Source organism: Aliamphritea hakodatensis, from assembly GCF_024347195.1.
Lineage (GTDB): Bacteria > Pseudomonadota > Gammaproteobacteria > Pseudomonadales > Balneatricaceae > Amphritea > Amphritea hakodatensis.
Genome location: NZ_AP025281.1, coordinates 677,582 through 698,418, shown reverse-complemented (window position 1 = coordinate 698,418; position 20,837 = coordinate 677,582). Strand labels below are relative to the sequence as shown.

15 protein-coding genes are annotated in these 20,837 nt (G+C 50.1%); 1 reads left to right on the top strand and 14 read right to left on the bottom strand.

All coding sequences use genetic code 11. The features are described 5' to 3' along the window. Nucleotides 1-8 precede the first annotated feature (8 nt). The 11 genes from hemE to pilM form a co-directional block, all read right to left on the bottom strand. The gene (gene hemE, locus PCI15_RS03120) at nucleotides 9-1,073 is read right to left on the bottom strand and encodes a uroporphyrinogen decarboxylase (RefSeq protein ID WP_271272910.1); all 1,065 of its coding nucleotides are present in this window, start codon (nucleotides 1,071-1,073) and stop codon (nucleotides 9-11) included. Between the two features lie 155 nt (nucleotides 1,074-1,228). Further along, the gene (locus PCI15_RS03115) at nucleotides 1,229-2,650 is read right to left on the bottom strand and encodes a glutamate synthase small subunit GltD family protein (RefSeq protein ID WP_271272909.1); all 1,422 of its coding nucleotides are present in this window, start codon (nucleotides 2,648-2,650) and stop codon (nucleotides 1,229-1,231) included. A 70-nt stretch (nucleotides 2,651-2,720) separates the two neighbouring features. Beyond that, on the bottom strand, nucleotides 2,721-7,175 hold the full coding sequence (gene gltB, locus PCI15_RS03110; protein ID WP_271272908.1) for a glutamate synthase large subunit: 4,455 nt from the start codon (nucleotides 7,173-7,175) through the stop codon (nucleotides 2,721-2,723). Between the two features lie 732 nt (nucleotides 7,176-7,907). Next, nucleotides 7,908-9,695: an AAA family ATPase gene (locus PCI15_RS03105; RefSeq protein ID WP_271272907.1), complete on the bottom strand. Its 1,788-nt coding sequence runs from the start codon at nucleotides 9,693-9,695 to the stop codon at nucleotides 7,908-7,910. Nucleotides 9,696-9,716: 21 nt separating this feature from the next. Then, nucleotides 9,717-10,802, bottom strand: a complete 1,086-nt coding sequence (aroB, locus tag PCI15_RS03100) for a 3-dehydroquinate synthase (protein WP_271272906.1) — start codon at nucleotides 10,800-10,802, stop codon at nucleotides 9,717-9,719. A gap of 13 nt (nucleotides 10,803-10,815) precedes the next feature. Then, on the bottom strand, nucleotides 10,816-11,334 hold the full coding sequence (aroK, locus tag PCI15_RS03095) for a shikimate kinase AroK (protein WP_271272905.1): 519 nt from the start codon (nucleotides 11,332-11,334) through the stop codon (nucleotides 10,816-10,818). A gap of 57 nt (nucleotides 11,335-11,391) precedes the next feature. Then, nucleotides 11,392-13,440 (bottom strand): type IV pilus secretin PilQ, encoded by a 2,049-nt coding sequence (locus PCI15_RS03090; RefSeq protein ID WP_271272904.1) that lies wholly within the window; start codon nucleotides 13,438-13,440, stop codon nucleotides 11,392-11,394. A gap of 68 nt (nucleotides 13,441-13,508) precedes the next feature. Continuing rightward, a complete protein-coding gene (locus PCI15_RS03085) occupies nucleotides 13,509-14,063 on the bottom strand; it encodes a pilus assembly protein PilP (RefSeq protein WP_271272903.1) in 555 nt (184 codons plus the stop codon). Continuing rightward, entirely contained in the window at nucleotides 14,047-14,649 is a 603-nt protein-coding gene (locus PCI15_RS03080; RefSeq protein WP_271272902.1) for a type IV pilus inner membrane component PilO, read from the bottom strand. Before PCI15_RS03080 ends, PCI15_RS03085 begins: the two co-directional genes overlap by 17 nt. A 1-nt stretch (nucleotide 14,650) precedes the next feature. Continuing rightward, nucleotides 14,651-15,199 (bottom strand): PilN domain-containing protein, encoded by a 549-nt coding sequence (locus tag PCI15_RS03075; protein WP_271272901.1) that lies wholly within the window; start codon nucleotides 15,197-15,199, stop codon nucleotides 14,651-14,653. Nucleotides 15,200-15,214: 15 nt separating this feature from the next. Then, nucleotides 15,215-16,276 (bottom strand): type IV pilus assembly protein PilM, encoded by a 1,062-nt coding sequence (gene pilM / locus PCI15_RS03070; protein WP_271272900.1) that lies wholly within the window; start codon nucleotides 16,274-16,276, stop codon nucleotides 15,215-15,217. Nucleotides 16,277-16,438: 162 nt separating this feature from the next. Here pilM and PCI15_RS03065 point away from each other — a divergent pair, with 162 nt between their 5' ends. Continuing rightward, nucleotides 16,439-18,904, top strand: a complete 2,466-nt coding sequence (locus PCI15_RS03065; protein ID WP_271272899.1) for a penicillin-binding protein 1A — start codon at nucleotides 16,439-16,441, stop codon at nucleotides 18,902-18,904. On the opposite strand, the gene PCI15_RS03060 is transcribed toward PCI15_RS03065, so the two are convergent. From PCI15_RS03060 to PCI15_RS03050, 3 genes are all read right to left on the bottom strand, one after another. Beyond that, entirely contained in the window at nucleotides 18,883-19,680 is a 798-nt protein-coding gene (locus PCI15_RS03060; protein WP_271272898.1) for a metallophosphoesterase, read from the bottom strand. The two genes, PCI15_RS03065 and PCI15_RS03060, sit on opposite strands and share 22 nt — an antisense overlap. After that, on the bottom strand, nucleotides 19,673-20,113 hold the full coding sequence (locus PCI15_RS03055) for a DUF1249 domain-containing protein (protein WP_271272897.1): 441 nt from the start codon (nucleotides 20,111-20,113) through the stop codon (nucleotides 19,673-19,675). The genes PCI15_RS03060 and PCI15_RS03055 overlap by 8 nt, the downstream gene beginning before the upstream one ends. 81 nt (nucleotides 20,114-20,194) lie before the next feature. Then, entirely contained in the window at nucleotides 20,195-20,809 is a 615-nt protein-coding gene (locus tag PCI15_RS03050) for an NUDIX domain-containing protein (RefSeq protein WP_271272896.1), read from the bottom strand. Nucleotides 20,810-20,837: the final 28 nt, after the last annotated feature.

Sequence of the window (20,837 nt, the reverse complement as noted above, 5' to 3'; positions counted from 1 at the left end):
TCTTATAATTACTTGTGGTACTGCGCACTCAGTTCATGAACCGCATCAACGAACGCTTTCGGTCGCTCCGGATCAACAAACTGGTGAATACCGTGGCCCAGATTAAACACATGACCTGAACCTGTACCAAACCGGCCCAGAATATCACCCACTTCCTGACGAATACGGTCCGGCGAGGCATAGAGTACACTTGGGTCCATATTCCCCTGCAGCGCAACGCTGTTACCCACCCGGGCACGGGCATCATCAATGTTGGTTGTCCAATCCAGCCCCAGTGCATCCGCACCGGCTTCAGCCATTGTTTCCAGCCACTGGCCGCCGTTCTTGGTGAACATGATGACCGGTACTTTACGGCCTTCGTGTTCGCGAATCAGCCCGGAAATAATCTGCTGCATATAACGCAGTGAGAATTCCTGATACATCGGACCGCTTAACACACCGCCCCAGGTATCAAAAATCTGTACCGCCTGGGCACCGCTGAGAATCTGCTGGTTCAGGTAGTCGGTTACCGACTGCGCCAGCTTATCCAACAAGGCATGCATCACCTCAGGGGTGGCATACATCATTTCTTTAATGTGGCGGAAATCTTTACTGGATCCACCTTCAACCATATAGGTTGCCAGTGTCCACGGGCTGCCAGAGAAACCGATCAGCGGCACCCGGCCATTCAGTTCACGGCGAATTTCTTTCACCGCATTCATCACATAATCCAGATCCCGTGCGGATTCAGGCACAGGTAACGCCGCCACATCCGCTTCCGTACGGATAACTTTCTTAAACTTCGGACCTTCACCGGTCTCGAAGTACAAACCCAACCCCATCGCATCCGGAATCGTCAGAATATCAGAGAACAGAATCGCCGCATCCAGCTCATAACGCTCCAGCGGCTGAATGGTAACTTCACAGGCCAGTTCTTTATTTTTACACAAACTCAGAAAATCACCCGCCTGAGACCGGGTTGCACGGTATTCTGGCAGATAGCGGCCCGCCTGGCGCATCATCCATACCGGTGTAACATCCACAGGTTCACGCAACAGGGCACGCAGAAAGCGATCATTCTTCAGTTCGGTCATCAGATTCTCTCGGGTCAAAACAGATTGGCGGCTATTCTACAGGGTTGACCACAATTGTTCTGCAACTCAGATCAAAAAAAATCCTGCTGCCGATATTTTTCCAGCCTGTAAATACAATAAAGGCTCCTTACGGAGCCTTTATGCATTCAGATCACTCAGACTTCAAGAAAGTCCAGAATGCCTTCAGCAGCCTTACGGCCTTCATCAATGGCTGTTACCACCAGATCTGAGCCCCGAACCATGTCGCCACCGGCAAACACTTTCGAGTTACTGGTCTGGAATGCGTACTGCTGATTTCCAGAGGTTGTGATCCGGCCATCCTGTTCCAGATCGATGCCGAAATCAGCAAACCACGGGGCAGGGCTCGGGCGGAAACCAAAGGCCACCAGTACCGCATCAGCGTCAATCACCTCTTCACTGCCGGCAACCACTTCTGGACGGCGGCGGCCATTTTCATCCGGCTCGCCCAGCGCGGTAGTGACAACCTTCACACCAACCACTTTACCGTTCTCGCCAACCACTTCCACCGGCTGACGGTTGAACATAAACTCAACCCCTTCTTCGCGGGCATTTTCCACTTCCCGCTTGGAACCTGGCATGTTGGCTTCATCCCGGCGGTAGGCACAGATAACTTTCTCCGCCCCCTGACGCACCGATGTCCGGTTACAGTCCATAGCTGTATCACCGCCGCCCAGCACAACCACTTTCTTGCCCGCTACGCCGATGTACTCTTCTTCGCTGCGCTCATAACCCAGGCAGCGATTAACGTTAGAAATCAGGAATGGCAGGGCATCATGTACCCCTTCCAGATCTTCTCCCGGGAAGCCACCCTTCATATAGGTGTATGTGCCCATGCCCAGGAACACGGCATCGTATTCATCCAGCAGTTTCTGCATCTGAATATCTTTACCCACTTCGGTGTTAAGGCGGAACTCAACCCCCATTTCAGTAAAGATTTCACGGCGACGCACCATGACGTCTTTATCCAGCTTGAATTCCGGAATACCGAAAGTCAGCAAACCGCCAATTTCCGGATGACGGTCAAAGACCACCGGTGTAACACCGTTACGGACCAGTATATCGGCACAGGCCAGACCCGCCGGTCCGGCACCGATAACCGCTACCTTTTTATAGGTTTCCGGCACCTTACTCATATCCGGACGCCAGCCCATCGCAAAGGCAGTATCCGTGATATGTTTCTCGACTGAACCGATGGTCACCGCACCGAACTCGTCATTCAGTGTACAGGCGCCTTCACACAGACGATCCTGCGGGCATACCCGGCCACAGACTTCCGGCAGGGAGTTAGTCTGGTGGCTCAGCTCTGCCGCTTTAATGATATTGCCTTCAGATACCAGCTTCAGCCAGTTCGGAATATAGTTGTGAACCGGGCATTTCCATTCGCAATACGGATTACCGCACTCCAGACACCGATGGGCCTGCTCACTGGCCTGCTTTTGCTGATACGGTTCATAGATTTCGGCAAACTGTTGCTTACGGACTGCCGCCGCAATTTTTACCGGACCTTTACGGTCCACTTCGACAAACTGAAAATCGTTATTTAGACGTTCTGACATATCTCTACCCCGTCTAGCGGTACAGACCCACTCGCTGATCTGCACCCTGTTAATTACATTGGCTTCGTTATTACTCTGGTCGTGAACGCATGTGGTTCAACAGAGCCCCAAGGCTTGCGGCCTTAGGCTTCACCAACCAGAAGCGGCCGATGTAATCATCGAAGTTCTCAACAATATGGGTTGCCCATGCACTGTCAGTCGCGTCAATGTAACCCATAATCACGGAACGCAGGTGGTTCTTGTATTCTTCCATGTGCTGCGGCGCTACCCGGTGAATTTCAACCAGTTCATGGTTGTACTTATCCACAAAGGTGTTATCCATATCCAGCACATAGGCAAAGCCACCGGTCATACCGGCACCGAAGTTACAGCCCACCTGACCCAGAACCGTTACCAGACCGCCGGTCATATATTCGCAGCAGTGATCACCCGCGCCTTCAATGACGGCGTGAACACCTGAGTTACGCACCGCAAAACGCTCACCGGCGCAGCCCGCTGCATACAGGGTTCCGCCGGTTGCGCCGTACAGACAGGTGTTGCCGATAATGGTGGTTTCATTGCTGGCATACTCAACCGTATCCGGCTGGCGAATCACAATCTTACCGCCGGCCATGCCTTTACCGACGTAGTCGTTGGCATCGCCCTGCAGATACAGTTCCTGACCACCGGCATTCCAGACACCGAAACTCTGACCGGCATGACCGGTAAAGTTAAAGCGTACCGGTTTATCCTGCATACCCAGGTTACCGTGTGCTTTGGCGATTGCCCCGGAGGTACGGGCACCGACAGACCGGTCACAGTTAGTGATGGTTAATTCATATTCACCGCCACTCTTGTCTGCGATAGCCTGCTCAGCCAGCGCCAGCATTTTGGTATTCAGATCCGCCAGATCGTAAGGGTCGTTATGACCAACCTGACAGGTCTGCGGCATTTCAGCCGGAATACCCGCATCGCTCAGTAACGGCTGTAAATTCAGCTTACCGTGTTTAGCGGTACTGCCTTCAATGACTTCCAGCAGATCGACCCGGCCAACCAGCTGTTCCATTGAACGCACGCCCACCGAGGCCATCCACTGACGGGTTTCTTCTGCCACGAAACGGAAGTAGTTCTTCACCATTTCCACAGTGCCGCGATAGTGATTTTCCCGCAGCTGGTCATTCTGGGTTGCCACACCGGTGGCACAGTTATTCAAATGACAGATACGTAGGTACTTACAACCCACAGCCACCATCGGCATCGTGCCGAAACCAAAACTTTCGGCACCGAGGATCGCCGCTTTAACCACGTCCAGACCGGTCTTCAGACCACCGTCTGTCTGCAGGCGCACCTTGCCCCGCAGGTGGTTACCGCGCAGTGACTGGTGAGCATCCGCCAGACCCAGCTCCCACGGAGAACCGGCATAGTGTACCGAAGTCAGCGGGCTTGCAGCGGTACCGCCGTCATAGCCTGAGATGGTAATCAGATCGGCATAAGCCTTGGCAACACCACAGGCAATCGTGCCGACGCCCGGACGGGATACCAGCTTCACGGATACCAGACCGTCCGGATTGACCTGCTTAAGGTCGAAAATCAGCTGCGCCAGATCTTCAATTGAATAGATATCATGGTGCGGCGGCGGCGAAATCAGCGTCACCCCCGGTACCGAATACCGTAACCGGGCAATCAGTTGGTTAACCTTACCACCCGGCAGCTGACCACCCTCGCCCGGCTTAGCGCCCTGAGCGACCTTGATCTGCATAACTTCGGCATTCACCAGATACTCCGGTGTCACACCGAAACGGCCAGAAGCAACCTGCTTAATCTTGGAACGACGATTCGTGCCATGACGGGCCGGATCTTCACCACCCTCACCGGAGTTTGAACGGCCACCCAATTCATTCATGGCCATTGCCAGACATTCATGGGCTTCAGGTGACAGCGCACCTAATGACATCGCGGCAGAGTCAAAGCGTTTGAAGATTTCTTCTGCCGGCTCCACTTCAGAAATGTCGATGGCTTTGGCGCTGGATTTCAGCGCCATCAGGTCACGGATAGTGGCGACACCGCGCTTGTTCACCAGGTCTGCATAGACCTGATAATCATCACCTTCGCCAGTGCGAACTGCTTTATGAATGGACTGAATCACATCCGGGTTATAGGCGTGATATTCGCCACCGTGAACATACTTCAGTAAACCACCCTGACGAATACGTTTACGGGCAACCCAGGCATCTTTAGCCAGCTCAGCCTGATCCTTCTGGAAGTCTGTAAAATCAGCGCCTTCAATACGACTGGTGACACCGGTAAAGCACAGATCAACCACCGGCGAGCTGACGCCAACGGCTTCGAACAGCTGGGCACCACGATAAGAGGCAATCGTTGAGATACCCATCTTGGACATGATTTTCATCAGGCCCTTATTGATGCCTTTGCGGTAGTTTTCGTGGCTGTCCAGCCAGTCCATCGGCAGTTCGCCGGTATTGCACAGATCCGTCAGGGCACGGTATGCCAGATACGGATACACAGCCGTTGCGCCGAACCCGAACAGCACCGCGAAATGGTGCGGATCACGGACCGTACCGGATTCAACGATCAGGTTTACATCCGGACGCAGGCCTTTATTGATCAGGCGGTGGTGCACGGCACCTGTTGCCATAGAGGCATGAATCGGCAGCTTACCCTGACGGATAGCCGCATCCGACAGGATGATGATCACTTTACCGTCACGGGCAAAGGCTTCTGCCTGATCACAAACAGCAATCACTGCGTCTTCTAGGCTGGTTGTAGCCGGATCATAGTTCAGGTCGATCTGAGCGACATCAAAGCCATCCAACTGATTATTCTTCAAACGCAGGAACTTACTGGCTGACAACACAGGTGTCGTCAGCATTACCCGGCGGGCATATTCCGGCGATTCAGAAAACACGTTACGCTCAGAACCGATACAGGTATCCAGCGACATCACGATGGATTCACGTAACGGATCGATTGGCGGGTTCGTTACCTGGGCGAACTGCTGGCGGAAATAGTCATACGGCGAGCGCACCTGCGAGGACAGTACCGCCATTGGCTTATCGTCACCCATTGAGCCGACTGCTTCCATGCCGGTTTCGCCCAGCGGACGCAACACCTGATCACGTTCCTCGAAAGTGACGTGGAACATTTTCATGTGAACCTTAACTTCTTCCGCACTCATTTCACGGAATGACTGTGATTCTTCAGTCAGGTTCATGGTCTGTTCCAGCGGCAGGGAATGTTCCCGCATCCACTGTTTATACGGCTGAGCTTTTTTCAGGCGATCATCGACATCCGCAGTATGCAGGACTTCACCGGTTTCAGTATCGATGGACAGTATTTGTCCCGGTCCGACACGGCCCTGTGCAACCACATCTTCCGGTTGATATTCGAACACACCGATTTCTGAAGCTGTACAGATAAAACCGTCTTTGGTCATTACCCAGCGGGACGGACGCAGACCATTACGGTCCAGCATACAGACGGCGAAACGGCCATCAGTCAGTACCATACCGGCCGGGCCATCCCACGGCTCCATATGCATGGAGTTGTAATCGTAAAAAGCGCGCAGCTCAGCATCCATAGTATCCAGATTCTGCCACGCCGGCGGCACGATCATACGGGCTGCACGGTAAAGATTCATACCCCCGATTAACAGGAACTCCAGCATATTATCCATGCTGGAAGAGTCTGATCCTGTAGTGTTTACAATCGGCTGTAATTCGCTGATGTTCGGTAACAGTTCGGTAGCGAACTTATCTGAACGGGCACGGGCCCAGTTACGGTTACCTTCAATGGTGTTGATTTCACCGTTATGTGCCAACAGGCGGAATGGCTGGGCCAGGGGCCAGCGCGGCGCGGTGTTGGTAGAGAAACGCTGATGGTAAGTACAGATAGCTGTCGCCAGCTCCGGATCGCCAAGGTCAGTATAAAACACCGGCAGATCCACCGGCATCATCAGACCTTTATAAGAAATAACTTTATCTGACAGGCTACAGATATAGAAATCTTCATCCGCGCTTAACGCAATTTCAGCTTTACGACGGGCAACGTACAGGCTAACCGCAAACTCACGCTGAGGCTTATCTGTGGTCACAAATACCTGTTCGATCTGAGGCAGGGTATCTTTGGCTATTGTTCCCAGACAGGCATCATCAGTTGGCACGATACGCCAGCCGGCAACACCAAGGCCCTGATCTTCCAGCGCCTTATTCATAATTTTTCGGGCGGCCTGTGCTTTTACCGGATCCCGGGAGAGAAAAATCATCCCGACGGCATACTCTTCAGTTAGCTCTGCTGATAATTCTTTGTGCGCCGCCGCACGTAAAAAGGCATCAGGTTTTTGCATCAGCAAACCACAACCGTCACCGGTCTTACCGTCTGCTGCAATGCCACCACGGTGTGTCATACAGGCAAGGGCCTCAATCGCCTTTTGCAGCAAGTCGTGGCTTGCCTCACCCTGCATGTGGGCCATAAGCCCGAACCCGCAGTTATCTTTAAATTCACCTGGGCGATATAGACTGTTGCTCATAAGTTATCCCACCAAAAATTCTTTCTTATCAATATATTATCGCCGTCCTTCGCACCCAAAAGGTGGCTTCATCCTCTTCAAAGGGAGGGCCATTCTACACACCAAGCCCCGGAAGGACAAATTATACACAATTCAGAGGATATTTTTGTTACAGGTATTTTTATAGATTTTTACTCTGCCATTGAGCATTAAATATACAAATACACTAAAAATACCCAAAAGTTTCCTTTAGGAAACAGGAAAATCTGTAAACCTGCTCAGTTCTGAAAAACACCCTTCAGATAGTGATAAAAAGCACACAAAAACGCACTTTTATCTTCTTTCGTGATGATTTTTCACCCTAAGCATTAGCAGATTTCACCAGTCAGCATAAAAGCATCAACAAAACACAAAAGCCCTCACTGCCTTTACATTTTGCAACCGTATTGTGCGAGCGCACAATACGACACTGGTCATACACGGGTTGAGAATAACAACATCAGTGAAGGCCGCTTTCCTCTTCGCGTCAGACTCGTGAGGATTACAGTTTAGATACGACTGATTTTTCAGTTTGATTTCAGAAGGCGGGGATATATTGGTATTGCAAGTGACCAAGGCCTGAAGTTTAGCAACAGTGATATTCACTGAGATTTCAGTTTACACGAAACACCGGCTAGCCCAGAACGAACGTCAGGCCACACGTCATTTCTCTCCTTGTTTGTCCTTTTCTTCAGGGCTTCACTCAGTGAAGCCCTATTTTTTTATTTCTGACTGAATACCCTGAATGGATCTGGCCCATGGCTGCAACTTACGCAGATCATCAGGAAGTGACTTACTGGCGGCAGATGCGGACTGACGACTCTTATACTGCCCATAGACAACCACATACCACGGATTTCCCTTATAAGTGGTCCGGAAAAGGTAAAACTTCTGTGGTTCTTTCTGGCCCCGGATAAAGTCATCAGCACTTTTCTTCAGGCCCGCCCCTAACACCTGCAGGGTATAGCCTGATGTCGGCCATTCAAGTAAAGCCTGCTCACTGACGGAAAGCCGCTGCACTGAGGATTTTTCAGCAGGCTTAGCTGCGGGCTTTATTGCAGGCTTAGCGACAGGCTTTTCTTTAACTGATGGTTTAGCAGCCGCCACGTTAACCGCAGGTTTAGCCGTTTCCTGAGCTTGTGCTTTCGCCACAGGTTTAGTCACAGCTTTTTCCGGTTTAGCGGTTACCGCAGCGGCTACTTCAGCAGGCTTTGCCGTTGCCGTTACAGCTGCCGGTTTTGGCACAGGTTTCTTTTCAGCAGTTTTCACCACCGCTACCTGAGTATTTTTAACCGCCTGAGACTCGGACTCCAGCTCTGCTTTAGTAACAGTTTTCAGCGACGTTTGTGGCTCAGGTTTTGCCGCAGCCGCCGGTGCTACGCTTTGCCCTTCATCTTTACTTTCGGTAGCTGGATCGTTCTTCGCTTCAGCAACTGCAACCGGTGTCACCGGCTTACTGCCTGAAGCAGCTTCTGCTTTGGCATTTGCTTCTTTCGCCTTTTCGGTCGCCAATTCAGGCTCCAGTGAAGGGATAGGCAATATTTTTCGGGTCGCCGGCTCTTCTGCAATTGCTATCGTCGCCGCTTCCTTCTCCGCCGGCGTCACCGGCAGTTCCAACTGGACCCGTTCACGCACATCATCACTCTGCTGTTCTTCCGGCCAGTACTGCCACAATGAAATTAACAGCACACCGATCAGAACTGCCGCAATACTGACCAGATGCACACGGGGCAGGCCACGGGAGACTTTCTCCTGACTGATTTCTCCGGCGCGAAACAGATTTTCCACCGCCTGATTCAGGCCACCGGGCAAACCGCCGGAAATAATGAATAGCTGACGTAACTGATCTTCAGAAAGCGACTGTGCGGCTTTATACCGCTGAATGATATAACTGCGTGCTTCGTCTTCAGTGAAAGGCTCCAGATTCTGATGATGAGTCTGACCGTCTAACTGATCAATACTGTGATCCTGCTGCAAGCGGGTCATCAGTTCCGGTAAGCCAAAAAGAATCACATGGGGTTTAGCAGATAATGCCGCTGTATCTGTTAACAGATGCAGCAGAAATTCCAGTGCATCTTTGCCCAGCTTTTCAGCATCATCAACCATCACCAGCCATTGCATCCCCTGCGCAGATAACACATTACAGGCTTCATAGATCAGCGCGAGAAGCTTGCGGTTATCTGCCTGTTCAGGAATGTCTACCGGCAGCTGCTTGGCCAGACTGCGCAGCAGCACTGAAACATTAACCGGCTGGTCGCAACGCAGGATACTGGCGCAAAGCGTGGTATCTGTTTCAGGTACTTTTAGCTGCTCCAGCAGCATTGATTTACCGGCGCCCGCTTCCCCCGTCACAACTAGTAAAAAATCACTGAAGCGACTGAGATGCTCAAGTTTATCAACCATTTGCACCCGGGAAGCCGGCTCAAAGTAAAATGACTTACGCTGCTGAGCAGAATCAAAAGCCGCAGCCAGTGCCTGTTGATTTATCGGAGTTTGCGCCATGATCGATGAATGAGCCTTTTATTAACAATAGGTATCGGCGGTTAACGTTTCTTGTAACAGCTCAGCGGGAAAATCTGCTGTTACCACTGCTTCACCCAGAGATTTAAGCAACACCAGGCGCAACTGCCCGTCCAGTACCTTTTTGTCTACCGACATCAGATCAATAAAATCAGCAGCAGACATATCCTGTGGCGGCTTAACCGGTAAGTTCGCAGCCACCAATATATTCTCAACACGCTTCACATCATCTTGGGTCAGCCACCCCATACGACAGGAAAGGTCTGCCGCCATCATTGTGCCGGCAGCCACGGCTTCACCATGTAGCCAGTTGCCGTATCCCTGCTTAGCTTCAATGGCATGACCAAAAGTGTGACCAAGGTTTAATATCGCACGGATACCGCCTTCACGCTCATCCTGTGCAACGACTTCAGCCTTAATCTCACATGAGCGATAAATTGCCTGGCTCAGCTTTGCGCTGTCCCGGGCAACCAGGTCCACCATGTTATCTTCCAACCAGCAAAGAAAGGCTTCATCATAGATAAATCCATACTTAACCACCTCCGCCAGACCGGCAGATAATTCCCGGTCAGGTAATGTTTCCAGTGCATCAACACTGGCTAAAACAACTTGCGGCTGATGGAAAGCACCAATCATGTTCTTGCCCATAGGGTGATTTACACCGGTTTTTCCGCCGACCGAAGAATCAACCTGAGAGAGCAGAGTTGTTGGCACCTGAATAAAATTAACCCCCCGCTGATAGGATGCCGCGGCATAGCCGGTCATATCACCCACAACACCGCCACCAAGCGCAATCAGCGTGGTCGTTCGGTTGTGCTTCTGCAGAAGCAACTCATCATAGATAGCATTCAGATGTGTCAGGCTTTTATATTCCTCACCATCCGGCAAAATCACTTCATTAATCTGAATATCCGGCAATGCCGCTTTCAGTGCTTTCAGATAAAGTGGCGCAACTGTCGTATTACTGACAATCAATACCTGATTGCCACGAATATACGGTTTCAGCATGTGCGGCTGAAATAAATCTTTGCCCACAAAAATCGGATACGAACGGTCACCTAAATCAACATTAAGTGTCTGCTGAGTCATATTTATACAATCACTATTTAAGAATTTTCTGTTGCTGCAAAAGCTCAACAATTTCAGTCACTACAGAGCGGGGATTACGTCGGTCAGTTACAACCGAAAAATCGGCAACCTGTGTATAAAGCGGGTGTCGCTGCGTCATCAGCTTCGTCAGAACGTCTTCCGGATCAGGCTGCTGCAACAGCGGACGGTTTTTATCCCGGGAAGTCCGTTCCAGTTGCTGTTCAATAGATGTCGTCAGGTAAACGACTGTCCCGCGCCCCTGAAGACAGGCCCGGTTCTCTTCTCGAAGAACTACGCCACCACCGGTAGCTAAAACCTGACCATCCTGAGTGGTGAGCTGGTCAATCACATTGACTTCACGCTGCCGAAAGCCTTCTTCACCTTCCACGTCAAAGATCCAGGGAATGTCTGCCCCGGCACGCTCTTCTATCACCCGATCTGAATCAACAAAATCTAACTTCAGTTCCTGAGAAAGCAGGCGACCAATCGTACTCTTACCTGCCCCCATGGGACCGACTAAAAAAATATTCAAATTAACCTATCCATTACAAAAAACACCGCAGTTTGATATCAAACTGCGGCATATATACTACCTGACTGATAAAGATTCCCGGACCAGCTTGGGCGTTATAAAGATCAATAACTCCTGCTTGGTATTTTTAGAATTCTTATTCCTGAACAAGGCACCTACTACCGGAAGGTCCCCTAACAACGGAGTTTTGTTAACCGTATTCTGCTTGGTATTCTCAAAAACACCGCCAAGCACTATCGTTTGCCCATCAGGTACAACCACTGAAGTTTCCAGTTCATTATTAACGATACTGATCTCACCGTTTGGAAGAAGATCACCGATTGAGTCTTTTTTGACGACTAAATCCATTGCAATCCGATCCCCCGGATTTATCCGCGGGGTGACTTCTAAGGATAATACAACATCTTTAAACTCAACCGATATATCACCGTCATCAACCGTCTGGAACGGTATTTCTGAACCGGATTCAATCAATGCCCTTTTTCCATTCGTAGTAACAATCTTTGGCTGCGAAATCACATCCACGCGCTCATCGGATTCCAGTGCAGACAGCTCTAACTGCAGCAAAGAACTTGATCCGGGTTTATATCCGATTGCGATGGTAGAAGCATTGGTCACATTTGCCCCCAGATCCACCAGCAAACCAGAAGGAACCGCGCCTCCCGGGCTGGCCACATCGGCAATGGTACTGCCCAGTGTAAAGTCAGAGCCATTACTGTAGCCTGCACCCCATTTAACACCCAGGTCTTTTGTCACATCAGTATTCGCGGTAACCAGCCGGGCTTCGATTAAGACCTGAGCAACCTCTATATCAAAACGGCTCAGGGTTTTACGCACCTCGGTCAAACCTTTACTGGTTTCACGAATCATCAGCGTATTGGTTTCATCATCCGCCAGAATAAATCCCCGCTCCGAAATCAGACGGGCATCTGTCAGTCTGGCGACCATATCAGACGCTTTACGGAAATCCACCTGAATAAACTCTGTCCGCAAAGGGGCCAGCTCTTCAACCTGCTTGCTACTTTCAAGCTCCAGCCGTTCCCGTTCAGCGATTTCAGCGGCTGTACCGATCAGCAGAACATTACCCAGTTCGCGCTTATCCAGCTTATTGGTACTCAAAATCAGGTCCAGTGCCTGATCCCAGGGCACATTCTTTAACCGCAACGTGATATTCCCTCCAACCTGATCGCTAACCACCAGATTTTTTTCCGCAACTTCAGCGAGAATTTGCAGCACCGAGCGGACTTCCACATTCTGAAAATCAAGGTCAATGCGCTCACCGGAGTATGGAAAACGTTCTTCACGCTCTTCCAGTGCTGCTGCGGTTAAGGGTTTCAGCTCGATCCATAAGTGGTTATTTGTCTGGTACGCCAGATAATCATAAGGCTCAGCGGAGGGTTTCACTAAGATACTGGTATTCTCACCGCTCGCCATAGAATCAATAAACATAACAGGCGTAGCAAAATCCTGAACATCAACCCGTTGTTGCAACGCCTGCGACAGAGCAACGCCCACCAGATTCACAACGATGTTATTGCCTTCTTCAACAATATCCACACCCGCAGTGTTATCAGAAAGGGTGATCACCACCCGGCCACCACCTTCCGGTGTTCGTTCAAAATCTACTCCCTGAACACGGGTACGCTGCTCTTTACTCGGATCAGTGTTACCGGAAGCATCCGTTTCTGTGACAGTACTTTTGCCGTTAGATGCCACTTTAGCATCCTGTTTACTCTGATCACCCACAACGACAAATAAACTGTTACCATCAGCGTAAGTATCGTAAGCAGTGGCTTCATAGAGATTCATCACTACCCTCAAACGCCCAGGCACCTGAGCAAAATTCACACTGCGTACCTTACCGTTCTCTATATCCAGGGTACGTATATCCTGACTGTTCTCCACTCCCCACAGATCCAGCACTAACCGGGCAGGGCTGTTCGTCAGATACGCTTTAGGGACGGCAGGTGGTACATCAAAATCAAACCGCATTTCCAGTTTATCATTTGGCAGGCTAACAAATGATGACTTTAATAACTGCGCATCAGCAGCCAGTGATAACTGCGTAACACATACAAAGAACAATGTACTGATAACTTTAGCCATATAGCAAAATACATTTTTCGAAGCATATAATGCGGCACTGAACCGATAAAACTGCTGCTGTAAAATCATCATTCTTCATCCATTACTATGCTGCGCTGTCGGGTCATCCATCCACCGCGGCCATTCGGCACGATCTCTTTCAGTTCAATAAACCCGTTACTCACTGTCATTACCTGACCGTAATCAAGCCCCATATAATCACCATTACTGACACGGTGGACTTCGCCTTCATTATCTTTAATCAGCGCCCAGCGTTTATTGCTCATACCGATCGTTCCCACCATCTTCAGAGAATCCAGGGAAAACTCTTCCAGATAGGATTTAGGGCGATCAGAATCAGGCCTTAAACCATTATCTACAATAGCAACGTCTTTTGACTCATGACTGGTGTCGTTTATCTGAACCAGACTCTGAAACGGATCACGCAGGCTTGCGCCTTCATATACAAAACTATGGTAAGGCTTAAACTCCGGTAAAGGCTTAATCGGCGGAGCCTTAGCCTGCCGAACCTGCTGAACAAACTGACGCAAATCATCCGGGTCTTCGACCCAGACACAGGCGGTCATCATAAACGTCAGCGCGATAATGAAAACGCCCTTTAAATACTTAATTACTGTCATCATAACGGTAAGTCTTTGCACTGATATTCATTGATAACGAACCATTGCCCGGAACAATTTTGTAATCATGTAAGGTTACGATTCGCGACAGTGCCGCGACACCACTCACGAACTGACCTAACTGGTGATAGGCCCCGGTTACCTGAATATTAATAGGTAATTCAATATAAAACTTACTCTTTTGCTCTGCCGCCAGCTGGATCACCTGTATATCCAGCCCGCTGGAACGGCCTATTTCAGAAATATCCTCAAGTAAGCCCGGCACTTCTTTCTCTGTAGGCAACTGCTTCAGAAGTTCAGTAAACTGCCCCTGAACATCCGCCATCTGTTTTCTCAGCGCAGCCAGATTCGCCACCTGCCCGGCTTTAGCCTGCACCTGCTGTTTCAAGCCTGTTTCAGCAGAAATCTCATTATTCAAACGTTTTTCCGCATCTGAAATATGCAGATAAACACCGCCGGCCACCACCGCAGAAAATACAAGCAGATAACAGATAACCTTGACACCAACCGGCCAGTTCCCCGCCTGACTGAAATCAAGGTTATCCGGATCAAAGCCTTTAAAACTGTTCGCCAGTTTATCCATACTCATATCAGTTCGCCTCACCCAGGGACGGTTTCAAAACAGGCACGGTCAGATTGAACTGTTTCATACTGTCCGCATTTGCAACCTTCGTCAGATTAGGTTCACCAAACCACACACTGGCATAAATCTGGCGCATCAGAGATGAAACATCGGCACTTTTCTGTGCTCTGCCATCAAGAGTAATCTCATCACCACGCCTCGTAAGAGACAAATACAACACACCATCTGGCTGAACTCTGACCAACTCATCAAAATTGCGGACAATCAGTGGTCGGCTGGACTGTAAATCCTGAATGGCTTTTAAACGGTCAGTCAGACGTGCCCGTTTGATATTCAGTTCTTTAATCTCAGCTAGCTGTACATCCAGCTGGGCAATTTCACTGTTCAGATAGTTATTTCTTATCCGTTGACGATCCGTCTGAAAATCAAAATAAAACCCTATCAGCAGCACAACCGCCACGGCCAGAAACGCACTCGACAACACATTCACCATGAACTGTTTCTGTCGCTGGGCAGCTTTTTCTTCCCGCCAGGCCCTGAGGTTTATTTTTGCCATTCGTCGTCCTATTAATCAGTGCTCGAAGCTTCGCAGCGACATACCACAGGCTTTTACCAGTGACGGCGCATCATACGCCAGCCTGGCAGGGTTTATTTTCGAGTCCACATCCATCCCGGCAAACGGATTGGCCAGTTCGGTCGGCACGCCAACCTCCTCTGCAACAATATCAGCCAAACCATCAATTGTTACACCGCCACCCTGTAAACATAGCTTAGTCAACTGGTTATGAGCGCCTGATGAATAAAAAAACTGCAACGCACGGGAAATTTGCTGGCTGATTGTGCTGCGGAACGGCAGCACAACCGTTTCCATCAGTTCATCACTTAACTCACCGTTACGTAACTGATGTTCTATATCCGCAGGTACAAGTCCTGTCTGTTGCTGCAGCAGATGATTCAAATCATTACCGCCAAAAGCCTGCTCCCGGTTATAAACAATCTGATTATTCCTGAACACATTCAGCGTCAGGGTTGCTGCACCAATATCAACAAGACCAACCAGTGCCTGATCATCGGCACCATCCAGTACCAGCAGAGGATACACCCGCTCAATACAGAAACTGTCAACATCAACAACCTGGCAATTCAGGTCAGCTCCGTTAATCGCATCTTCACGTTTTTCAACATCGTTACTTCGGCAGGCAACCAACAACACTTCGTTCAGGCCGGCATTGGAAGGCGACGGGCCCAGGACTTCAAAGTCCAGTGCCACTTCATCGAGGGGGTAAGGAATAAAACGGTCAGCCTCAATCTTAACCTGTTCTTCCAGGTCAAACTCTGTAAAGGAATCACTCAACTCAATGGTTTTAGAAATAACCGCTGAAGAAGGTACTGCAGTCACTGCCTGCTGAAGCGGCTTATTGCAGATTTTCAGGCCGCGTTCAATCACTTCTGAAACAAGGCCGACATCCTGAATACTGTTATCGATAACAGCGGTCGCAGGAAGGGGAGAAATTGCATACGCATCAACCCGCAGGTCGTCTCCCCGTTTAGACAGTGCAACCATTTTCACTGATGATGTCCCTATATCAACACCTACCCAGCCCTTTTCCTGCTTTTTCAGAAAGCTCAACACAATAAGTAATCCTTTAAAACAGCCAGCTTGAGATAAAATATAGTTCTGATCTTAAATATATATAAATTTCAACGTTGTTTCACTAGTGACCATTACTTAGATACAGATATAATAACTCGGCAGCAAGCGAACTTTCTTTAAAATCACAATAAAAAGATATTAATGAAACTTATATTAAAAATCGGCCTGACATTATCTCTTGTAGGAATGATCCTGGGTTTAGCAGTATTTGGCGGTGCCTACTACCATTACGCACCAAAATTGCCGGACGTACAGACCCTGAAAGACGTCAAACTGCAAACGCCGTTACGCATTTACTCGGCAGATGAAAAACTGATCGCTGAGTTTGGCGAAAAACGCCGTACCCCCATCAGTTTTGATCAGGTCCCGCAAACCTTCATAAATGCTCTGCTTGCTGCCGAGGACCGCAATTTCTTCAATCATTTCGGTATTGACGTGAAAGGACTTGCCCGTGCCGCTTACCAACTTGCCAGCAGCGGCAAGATAAAAAGTGGTGGCAGTACGATCACCATGCAGGTTGCCAAAAACTATTTCCTGACCCGGGAACGTTCCTTTGTCCGTAAATTCAATGAGATTCTCCTGTCGCTCCGGATTGAGCAGGAGCTAAGTAAAGAACAGATATTCGAGCTCTATATAAATAAAATCTATCTGGGACACCGGTCTTACGGGATCCAGGCTGCTGCGAATATTTACTACGGCAAAAACATTGATGAACTCAGTGTTGCCCAATACGCCATGATTGCCGGCTTACCCAAAGCCCCTTCAGCCTACAACCCCATTACTAATCCGACCCGGGCACTGGAGCGCCGCAACTGGATTCTGAAGCGCATGCACTCGCTGAGCTTTATCGATGACCAGGCCTATGAAGAAGCAGTTTCGGCTCCGGTCACCGCTGAATATCACGGCACTCAGATCGAACTCTACGCGCCATACGTGGCCGAAATGGTTCGTAACCGCCTGTATGAGCATTTCCAGGATGCACTGTATACCGATGGCCTGAAGGTCTACACAACTTTAGACAGCTCAATGCAGGTCGCCGCCAACAAAGCCCTTGAAAAAGGTCTGCTTGCTTACACTGAACGCCATGGGTATTTCGGACCGGAAGCAACCACCGAAGACCTTACTGAAGAAGGGCTGAAAGCATTCTTCAAGAAACAGACCGTATATGGCAGCCTTTTACCGGCAGTTATTACTGAAGTTGGTGAGCAAAGCGCGACTGCCCGTTTACGGTCCGGTGAAGATATTGCCCTGGACTGGGAAAACTTAAGCTGGGCAAAAGCCTATAAAGGGCCGAACCGAATGGGTGCGGCACCAAAGCAGGCCACCGACATTCTGACTGTTGGTGACATGGTGCGGGTAATACCGGGTGAAGAAGAAAACACCTGGCACCTGACTCAGATCCCCCATGTACAGGGAGCATTTGTAGCACTGGCACCGAAAGACGGTGCACTGAACGCACTGGTTGGCGGCTTTAACTTTGTGCATAACAAGTTTAACCGCGCAACCCAGGCATTACGCCAGCCTGGCTCTAACTTTAAACCGTTTATCTATGCTTCTGCGCTGGAGCAGGGCTTTACGCCCGCGACCACCATCAATGACGCCCCGGTTGTCCTGAACGATAATGACCTCGAAGCCAGCTGGCGTCCGGAAAATTACAGTAAAAAATTCTATGGTCCCACCCGCCTTCGTGAAGCCCTGTATCGCTCACGCAACCTGGTATCCATACGGATTTTACGTTCGATTGGTATCGATACAGCAACGGATTACCTGACCGGCTTCGGTTTTGATAAAACACGTATTCCACAAAACCTGTCTCTGTCACTGGGCAGCGCCGACGTGACTCCACTGGAACTGGTGACCGGTTACGCCGGCCTGGCAAATCAGGGGTACAAAATCACACCTTATTTCATAAACCGGATGGAAAATGCCGCCGGTAAAACCCTCTATCAGGCACAGCCTGCTACAGTCTGCCCGGGCTGCGAATATTCTCAGCCGTCCAGCAGCATTCCGAGCAGTATCGAAGCAATTGATCTGAGCACCGTTCAGGAAGCCGCAACCGCCGCCGGTGACGACACCGATAAGCTACAGCTTTCCGGGAGTAAAATCTCACAATTGCCGATTGCTGCGCAAATTATGGAGCCACAGGCTGCCTATATGATCTATGACATCATGCAGGATGTGATAACCCATGGTACCGGCCGCCGGGCCCTTAGCCTGAAGCGGACGGATCTTGCCGGCAAAACAGGCACCACTAACGATCAGAAAGACGCCTGGTTCTCTGGCTTTAATAAAGACGTAGTTGCCACCGCCTGGGTTGGCTTTGATCAGCCATCCACACTGGGACGCCGGGAGTTCGGTGGCAGTGCAGCACTGCCAATCTGGATCGATTTCATGGAAGTAGCCCTGGCAAACAGCCCTGACGAAGCCGTCACGAAACCGGACGGCATCATTTCCCGTCGCATCGATCCGGAGACAGGCTTACTTGCCTACCCGGGGCAGGAAAATGCGGTGTTTGAAATATTCCCGGCGGATAAAGTACCGACTGAAGTTGCAACCGGCCCTGGCCAGGCTGCAGGTGGTGAAAGTCAGACCGACGATATATTCTGATCATCAGCCAGGTTAAAGCGTTTAACCTGGCTGATAATTTCACCGCGTTCAGATAACTCTAGTAACCGGTAAGCAGGTGCCTGCAACGCGGGCATATCCTCCAGAGTCATCTCATCACAGCGCTTTTTGAACTGTACAGAAGACGCCGGGCAACTCATCACATCCACTCCCTGATACTGCCATCGCCACTCCTGATGGACATGGCCGCAGATGATACCCCGCACCTGCCTGTAATCTTTTAACAGCTCCCAGAACTGATCCGCATCCGCCAGCATTATCGGATCCTGCCAGCCACTCTCAACGGATACAGGATTATGATGCAGAACGATCAGACAGTGCTTATGACTGTATTCATCGAGCGTTTGCCGCAAAAAGGCCAGCTCTGTCTGTCCCAATGCTCCACTGCCCCGCCCATCCGGTTCCGAGGTACTGTTCAGCAGGATCAGACACCAGTCCCGGGCTTGTATTACCCGGCGGTTCAGACGTTCACCGCAGGCTTGCATCAAAGCAGTATCATCATGGTTCCCGGGAATCCAGGCAGTATCAAAAGGCACTGACTCCAGCTTAACCGTCAGACGCCGGTATGCATCAGCCCCACCATGGTGGACGATATCGCCCGTTAGCAACAACAGCGTTTCTTCCGGCAAGGTACTGTTAAGATGAGTAAGCAACTGATCTAACTGAGTTTCGACATCCTGGTGCCGATACAGTTGTGAGGGATCATTCTGCAAATGACAGTCCGTCACCTGCACCAGTTTTACGGTTGGATTAATCAAAAGAAAATACGGCTTCGGTTACATGACCATGATTCAGGCAGTGGTTAAGCCATTCACCAAGGTACTGATTTAATTGTGCTTTTTCATCAGGGTGGCGCATATCCATATTCGGATACTGATAAACACCACGCAACTGCTTCCCCCGGACAATACAGATAACTTCAGCCGCACGGGCGTCATGGTACATTCTTACCAGCAAACAGGGTGCTTTCAGCCAGTCATGCGCAAGCAAATGGCTGACCCGTACCGTGGTTGTATAGGTAAAGCGCTCTTCAACCTGTAAACGGACCGCGCTGTGCTGGTCCTGCCAGTGAATTTCAAACTCACGCTCATCGCAGTTATCAAAATCCGGCAGCAAACGCATGAGACGCACGTAGTTCGCCTCACAATCAGCCATCTGCTTTACAATATCCGGTATATAACGTCTGCGCATAAATTCGCTTATCTGATTGATTGTTCTTCACCGCCAGAAATATCTGACAACATCAGGCATAAAATGCTGAAAGCCACTAAATTACCGCCAGGTTTGCAGCACTTTATCTAAATTCAGCTGCAACCACTGCAATGCAATAATGGTTCCGGCATTATCGATTACCCCTCGCGCAACCAGAGCCCCTGCCTCTTCCAAGGGTATCACATGTACTTTAATATCTTCGCCTTCGTCTTCCAGCCCGTGCAAACCACCAAGCGTGGTAGCATCAACCCGGGCACAAAAGAGATCAACATATTCATCACACCCGCCAACACTCGGGGAGTAACGTGTTATCGGCAGCAGATCCTTGATAATAGCACCTGCTTCCTCAACTGCCTCCCGGATGGCCACATCCTGAGCAGTTTCACCCGGCTCGACCATCCCGGCCACTAACTCAAGCAGCCAGGGGCTGGGCGATTTATCCACCGCGCCGATCCGAAACTGCTCAATCAGCACCACTGCCTTCTGCAGAGGATCAAATAACAGCACACAAACCGCATCACCCCGGTGCAGCAACTCCCGCTGAATACTGATGTTCCCACCGGCAAACCGTGCATGACGGATCTGCAACTCAGATACCTTAAAAAAACCCCGGTATAGGGTTTTACTGGCGATGATTTCAACATCATCACGTGAAAAGCCTGGCTGCCAGGTCATAGGATCACCCCGAATAATTATCAGGAAG